At 37.4% G+C, this 625-nt stretch carries 1 protein-coding gene; it reads right to left on the minus strand.

The window, feature by feature from the left end; genetic code table 11:
• Window positions 1-91 precede the first annotated feature (91 nt).
• A complete protein-coding gene (locus OEW74_RS19575; protein WP_265430080.1) occupies window positions 92-457 on the minus strand; it encodes a DsrE family protein in 366 nt (121 codons plus the stop codon).
• Window positions 458-625: the final 168 nt, after the last annotated feature.

Here is a 625-nt window from a genome sequence, read left to right on the forward strand (position 1 = left end):
AGATTGTGATAACATTGTCTCTGCAATTTAATTATTATTTTTAAACCAAAACTGCCCTCCGAAAATTTCAAAAGGCAGTTTCAAAACAAGATTAGAAAATCAAAATATCGTAACCTTCATTTCTCAAATTTAGGAAACTTGGCAATCCCGGAGTTCCCGGAACTTCATTTTCGTTCAATAATTCATACCCCGAAATTTCCGTTCCAAATACCGCAACGCAACCTTTCGAAAGACCGTGAACATAATCTTTCACTTCATTGTAAAGCCCGTGAACAGGGTGGTCTTCTTTTTCCAATTGTTCTGGCCATCTGATTCCCGTTCCTTGAAAAATGATTTTAACATCTTCACCTGCGTGTTTGAATTCGTAAGCCGAAGCCAAAGCGTTAAAAACTCTTCCCAAAGCTTCTTCAGAACCAGATTTTGGGTCAGAAAGAATAATAATTGCTGTTTTTTTCATTGTATAAAAATTTAATTTACACTGCAAAGATGTGGGAATAACGATCGCCAAAGAATGGACGATTTTCACTTTGTAATGGAGATTTTTTGATGATTTCTTTTAGGAGCTTAATCCCGCTTTCCGCACTCGCTATTTTTTTAGTTTCGGTTTCGGCGCGGCTTTGCCGCG

It is taken from the genome of Chryseobacterium sp. YIM B08800 (assembly GCF_026163565.1).
GTDB lineage: Bacteria > Bacteroidota > Bacteroidia > Flavobacteriales > Weeksellaceae > Chryseobacterium.